This is a genomic window from Mesorhizobium sp., assembly GCF_005063415.1.
In the GTDB taxonomy this organism is placed as follows: domain Bacteria; phylum Pseudomonadota; class Alphaproteobacteria; order Rhizobiales; family Rhizobiaceae; genus Mesorhizobium.
Genome location: NZ_SUEG01000034.1, coordinates 1 through 6,267, shown reverse-complemented (window position 1 = coordinate 6,267; position 6,267 = coordinate 1). Strand labels below are relative to the sequence as shown.

The following is a 6,267-nucleotide window of genomic DNA, read 5'->3' as shown; positions in this document are numbered from 1 at the left end:
GCGCCGAGATTGTCTCCCGCATCGTCGGCAGCGAGCGAGACCCTAACGCCATCGCTCAGCGCAAATGGCTGCGCGCGATCTATGGCGCGCATCCTTGTTCAAGGCTGGGAGAAGGCACAAAAGAGAGCCTGCCCGGCATCACGCCGTCCGACCTCCGCGCCTTCCACCAGGCCATTTTCGCTCGCGACGGGCTCCATATTGCCGTGGTGGGTGACATTGACGCGAACACGTTGAGGGAAAGGCTTGACCAGCTGTTTGGTGATTTGCCTGAGCAACAAACCCTCGTCCCCGTCTACGATGTCGCGCCGAAACTCGGTCAACTGGTGGAGGAGAACTACGACCTGCCGCAGACTTCGCTGACGTTGGCCTGGCCTGGCGTGAAGCCTAGCGCGCCGGATTTCTACGCGGCCGTGCTGCTGAACGACATCCTTGGCGGCTCATACTTGACTTCCCGCCTTTACGAGGAGGTACGTCAAAAACGCGGCCTTGCCTATCACGTCAGCTCTGAACTAACCCTTGACTCGCTTCTGGTTACGACAGAGACACGCTCGGAGTGCGCTGCCCAAACACTGAGCATCGTGCGAGATGTGGTAAAGCAGATGGCGCAGCAAGGACCGACCGGGGCCGAGCTCAAGGCGGCGAAGAAGCACCTGATCGGCGCCTATGCCATCGACCAACTGGGCTCGACCCGCTCGATCGCAGACCGGCTCCTGGATTTGCAGATTCACAAGGCCGACGTCGACTACAACCAGCGTCGCGCCCGCAGCATCGGTCGGGTGACGCTCAAACAGGTCAAGGCGGCGGCCAAAAAGCTGCTTTCGGCCGAGCCCGCCATTTTGGTGGTCGGCCCGCCGCTGGGCGGCAAGGATGAGTAAAGAAACTCATCTCACCTTCCTTCTTCATCGGGGCTTCTCGTGGGACGAGCGAATGTGGAGGCCCGTGGGCCAAGCAGATCATGCAGACGCGCGGAGTCGTTTTCGCCGACCTTGCGCGGCATTGGCGGTCCGGCGGCCTCTCGCCGAAATGGCGCTCCTCAGCATGTATGCCGCCTTTTTGCAGAATTCAGTCGCACGCCACCAGCAGGCATGGTGGATGAAGCAAACATCCGACTGCTTAATCCATCAATTGATGAACCGCGGGCACTCAAACTAACGAAACTGCTGACTTTTCATCGGGCTAGCGTGGTCTACCAGCTGCTTTGCCGAGGCCCTACGACGAACCCACTGGTGCAGAATACACACTGACGGCCTGTCGACCTGGATGTTCGCTGCGTTGAGGAGGAATCCGGTATTGCCCTTGTGCCTGCCGATGATCCGTCGCCTGAAATCCCCGCACCTGTTTGGAGCCATCGACCGCCTGCCGGCACTCGGCAGACCAGTTGGCAATAAGACGTTCGAGGTCGTCAATCCGTCGACCGGCGAAGTTTTGGCAGAGCTTCCCGATATGGGCGTGGAGGAGACACGTGCTGCGGTAGACAAGGCCTATGTTGCGCAGTCGGGATGGGCCGCGTTGACGGCCCGAGAACGTAGCGACGTTCTTTGGCGATGGCATCAGCTGATCATCGACCATGCAGGCGATCTCGCCGCGATTCTGACTGCGGAAATGGGCAAGCCGCTTGCCGAAGCCATTTCAGAGGTATCGCATGCGGCGGCGTATCTGCAATGGTATGCCGAGGAGGCCAATCGCGTCTATGGGGAGACGATCTCGGCACCCTCGACAGACCGCCGAATGCTAGTGATCAAGCAGCCCATCGGCGTTGTTGGCACGATCACGCCATGGAATTTCCCGGCCTCCATGGTGGCGCGCAAAATCTCGCCGGCCTTGGCTGCGGGCTGCACAATCGTGCTCAAGCCCGCTGAACAGACGCCGCTCGTGGCTGGCGCAATGTTCGCCCTCGCCCATCAGGCCGGCTTTCCCGATGGCGTGGTCAACCTGATCTATGCGTCCGAAGGTGATCGCGTGGGCCGTGAACTCTGCACCAATTCCAAGATTCGAAAGATCAGCTTCACCGGTTCGACCGAGGTCGGACGGCTGCTGATGCGTCAGTGCTCTGACCAGATCAAGAAGGTCAGCCTTGAACTCGGCGGCAATGCACCTTTCATCATCTTCGATGATGCCGACATTGACGGTGCTGTTGACGGTGCGGTCCAGGCGAAGTTCCGCAATGCCGGCCAGACCTGCGTTTCCGCGAACCGCATTTACGTCCAATCGAGCGTTCACGATGAGTTCGTCAAGAAATTCGTGGAAAGAATCCGGCACTTGTCGGTTGGCGACGGATTCGATGCCGGAGTGGACATCGGACCGCTCATCGACAAGCATGCTCTGGCCAAGATCGAGTCTCACATCGCAGATGCCATTGCGAAAGGCGGCACAATACGATGCGGGGGCCAGCGTATCGGCAAGAATGGCACGTTTTTCGAACCCACGGTCCTCACCGAGATTTCCAGCGTCATGGCAGTCGCGCAAGAGGAGACATTCGGGCCGCTCGCGCCGATCATTCGCTTCAACGATGCGGATCAGGTCGTGCGCGAGGCCAATGACACGATCTACGGCCTCGCCGCATACTTCTATGCCTCAAACCTGAAGCGGGTCTGGCGTGTGGCAGAGGCTCTGGAATATGGCATGGTTGGCATCAACACGGGACGCATGTCCTCGGAGGCGGCACCGTTTGGCGGGATCAAACAATCCGGCATCGGGCGGGAGGGTTCCCGTCATGGCCTCGAGGACTATCTGGAAATGAAATATCTTTGCATGGGCGGGATTTGAAACCTGCTGCACTGTCTCTCCGCCCCACCGGGGGGCGGCCTGCGGTCAATGCCGCCACCTAATTGGAAGTTCCAAACGCCGTTGACCTGAAACACGGATGCCCGGCAGGAGACTGAGCTCGCTGCCGGGCCGGACATGCCTTGGGAGGGCATAAGTCAGCGCTCCTAGGGCCGATGGGCCACTCAGTTCGTGCGCCTTTTGCCGATTGCGTTGCATGTGCCGTGCCAAGCCAAAAAGCATTGATAAACCGCCGATGGATCAGCTTTTGCCCTGTTGCGCATTCTACATTGTGGGATATGCGACAATGCCCAAGCGGTTGAATCGTCGTGTTGCAGACCCCCAGACGGGTCATGACTGCTATTCTTAGGACAGTGCGCAGCAAGCCGCTACTCGCTGCACTCCAGGCACACCATTTCCATAATCAAGCGGTGGGTGCTATGTCTGACCGAGCTGTCGACCAGGGAACGGTGTGAGGCCTCAAATCCCTCCATATTGTTGCACCCGCCGGTCCAACAGGACTGCAGGTCCGGACTCAAAGGATCTTGGCTGCTATGGCGACATTGCGGTGCACGCCGCTTTCCGACCAATGATGTGCGTCCAGGTCGAGGCCGGCCCTATAATGAACCACCCTCGCCCATCTCATTTCGGCATCGACAAGCTAGACCAGAGCGCACTTGCAAGGCGCCATGCAGTCCTGTCGGCGGGCGAACTGTTGGTGACGGGTACAGCTGCGAGCGAACGTTCATCCACCGACGCACAGCGCGGACTGTCGCTTTTCAAATTAGGAAATCTCTGTAGCCACCATTCATGAGCGCGCGGCCACGCGAGACGGCCCGACGGATGCGGTCGCGCAGATGATCGCGAGGATCCGCCCAGTCGGCATGGACGCGCCGTTGACCGATGAGAACTTCGGCGAGCTCGCGATGAGGTGCTCCGGCGAGCGAACCGTCGAGCGCACGAAGAACGAAGGACAAACGGACGCCGCGCTTTTCCGGCGCAAACAAGCGGGGGGGCAACTGTTGCCCTAGACTGAGAGCATTGAGGCACTCCAGTCCCCTCAGTCGATGCTTTAAAAGCACCGCGGGCCAGATGGCTTGCGTATGCAGGCAAACAGGGTGGAGGATATTCGCGCCCGAGACGGCAAGCTGCAGCGCGTGGTCCGCATTGCGAAGAAGAACATGCTGGCTCTTGTCGGGCGCCAGCAGGACGGTTGCACGACAGGGCAATGCCGAGAGTTCGAACGGCGGTGTCGGCGACGAGGCAGGCAACCGTTCCGCAATGACCGGCAGCACATGGACGCACCAGAGCGGACACCAGAATACGACCGAAGCGCGGCCACAAGACTCCGCGAAACAGAACACCCCAGCGTGACAGGTCGCCGGCCGACGCGACCATATCGAGAAAGGATTGGAGAGACCAAGTCTTGCAATGCTGGCGCGCAGCGGTCAGATCGCGCTGGAACGCTGGATTGCGGCGTAAGAACTCCCAAGCCCACTCCCGCAGCGTCAGGCCAGCGGTGTAGTCGTATGATCTTTCATCCCGCCAATCGGCCTGATCCGCGCCAGTCAGGAGATTCATGACTGACATCCCCTGCCCGCGCCTGCGTGCGTCGAAACATTATGCCACTTCGCAAAGCATCGGCGAAGGCAGCAGACGTCGAAGACCCCGTTTCGTTGAAGCGTCAGCCATCGCCACTGTCGGCGACAGAAGATGTGCCCAAATTGCCACCAGACCGTCGAACGGGCACAGCGACGGCCAGCGCGACCTGGAATTGATTCCGTAACGGTCATCGGCTCCTGCGTCGCGATCCAGACGTCCCTTGAAGGCGCAGTAGCGCGGCAGTGGATCGCACGCTGCTTGTCGGCAAGTTGTCGTAGCGGCGGCGCCATAGGCACGGTCATCGGAGGGTCTCCTGCGGCAAGTTTTCGCCATTGGAGGCCAATCTCCCCGCTAGGGCAGCCTGTGCAGTTGCACAGGTGAAGCGGATCAATCAGGGGGAGCCATGGCGGAAACTGGATGATGGCGGCTTGAGGAGAGCGGCGTATCGAGGCGGGTGATGAAGCCTGCCAGTACCTCTCAAGGAGAGTGATACGCCATGAACGAGACTATCAACACATTGTTCGCCTTCGTCAGCCCGACGAAATCGATGATACCCTGACGGATGTACTTCGCAGCGGCGCGCGCAAATTGCTTGCGCATGCGATCGAGATGGAGGCCGAGGCGTATGCCAAGGCGGTCGACTGCCTGACGAAAGATCATATTGCGTCGCTGGCGCTCTACGATTTCCCCGCCCAACACTGGGATCATCTGCGAACGTCCAATCCCATCGAAAGCGTCTTTGCAACCGTTCGCTATCGCACGGTGCGTACCAAGGGCTCGCTATCCTCGAAAACCGCCCAGCTGATGGTCTTCAAGCTGTTGGCCGCGGCCAGGAAGTGGCGACGATTGAAAGGACAAAATCAGTTGCCGAAACTCATCGCAGGTGCCAGGTTCCTGGACGGAATCCAGGTCATCGAAACGAAGCCGCAGAGCGCCGCTTGATCAGCCTCGTCACCCAAATTCCAGCATAGCTCCATCGGAACTGCCAGCCTTCCTTGCCGATCAGGCGCATATCAGCGCTGACGATACCGAGGACGGCGATGGCGGTCACCTCCAGGCCGCCGAGTAACGACCCTCAAAACACCGCACTGGTCGAGGCCAGCCTGAACCGGTATCTTGTGCCTGCCCTCGGGAGTCGCTCTATCCACCATGTGATCGACACCGACATTGCTAACATCACCAAGAAGATCGTCGCCGGGGGTCACCCGCAAGCGGCTAACACGGCCTTCTGGTGTATGCGGGCATTTTTCAACTGGTGTCGCAAACCGCCGCAACGGCTCATCCGCGGTTTCCCCGCGAGGGATTGGAAAATCCGGATCCGGCCCCGATCGTCAAGCGCAAGCGAGTGGTGAACGATGCCGAACTGGCGGCTATATGAACGGGCTGTGAGCCCGAACCGGGCGATATCGGCTATTCGTTCGGCTCCATCGTCAAGCTGCTCATTCTGACCGGACAGAGGCGTACGGAAGTTGCCGCGATGCGTTGGTCCTCAACCTTGAAGCCGGAACATGGAACTATCGGGTGACCGCACGAAGAACGAAGAGCCTAAGCTTATTCCGCTGTCCACACTGGCGGTGTCGGTCCCCCAGACGGTACCGAAGACCAATGACACGTTTTTTTCCCTGCGAGGGGCAACGAAAGAAGCCACTTCTCAGGCTACGCGAAGGGCAAGAAGGCTCTAGACGGCAAGGTCAATACTGACGGGGTGGCTTTGGAGAACTGGACCCTTCACGATCTGCGCAGGACGCTCGCGACAAATCTCGGCAGGCGGCAGGTATTGCCACACGTCATCGAGCACATACTGAATCACAAGGGGGCGTCCTTGACAGACATTGGCGAAATCTACAATCTCTATAGCAACGTCAAGGAGAAGCGCGAGGTGTTGCAGATGTGGTCAAATCA

General features: G+C 59.5%; 4 protein-coding genes and 2 pseudogenes. 4 read left to right on the top strand and 2 right to left on the bottom strand.

All coding sequences use genetic code 11. The features are described from left to right. Both E5W70_RS11885 and E5W70_RS11880 read left to right on the top strand, forming a co-directional pair. Positions 1–875: pitrilysin family protein (locus tag E5W70_RS11885; RefSeq protein WP_292658026.1), on the top strand; the 875-nt coding region annotated here is incomplete at its 5' end. Between the two features lie 415 nt (positions 876–1,290). Continuing rightward, entirely contained in the window at positions 1,291–2,766 is a 1,476-nt protein-coding gene (locus tag E5W70_RS11880) for an NAD-dependent succinate-semialdehyde dehydrogenase (protein ID WP_095486045.1), read from the top strand. 776 nt (positions 2,767–3,542) lie between these two features. Here the strand turns inward: E5W70_RS11880 and E5W70_RS11875 are convergent. Together E5W70_RS11875 and E5W70_RS33095 are read right to left on the bottom strand one after the other, a co-directional pair. Beyond that, positions 3,543–4,058: a DUF2285 domain-containing protein gene (locus tag E5W70_RS11875; protein ID WP_245329899.1), complete on the bottom strand. Its 516-nt coding sequence runs from the start codon at positions 4,056–4,058 to the stop codon at positions 3,543–3,545. Positions 4,059–4,173: 115 nt separating this feature from the next. Next, positions 4,174–4,344: pseudogene (locus E5W70_RS33095) on the bottom strand (DUF6499 domain-containing protein); the annotation flags it as partial. Positions 4,345–4,851: 507 nt separating this feature from the next. On the opposite strand from E5W70_RS33095, the gene E5W70_RS11870 reads away from it, so the two are divergent. Together E5W70_RS11870 and E5W70_RS11865 are read left to right on the top strand one after the other, a co-directional pair. Beyond that, on the top strand, positions 4,852–5,307 hold the full coding sequence (locus E5W70_RS11870; protein WP_256748481.1) for a transposase: 456 nt from the start codon (positions 4,852–4,854) through the stop codon (positions 5,305–5,307). Positions 5,308–6,070: 763 nt separating this feature from the next. Beyond that, positions 6,071–6,267: pseudogene (locus tag E5W70_RS11865) on the top strand (hypothetical protein); the annotation flags it as partial.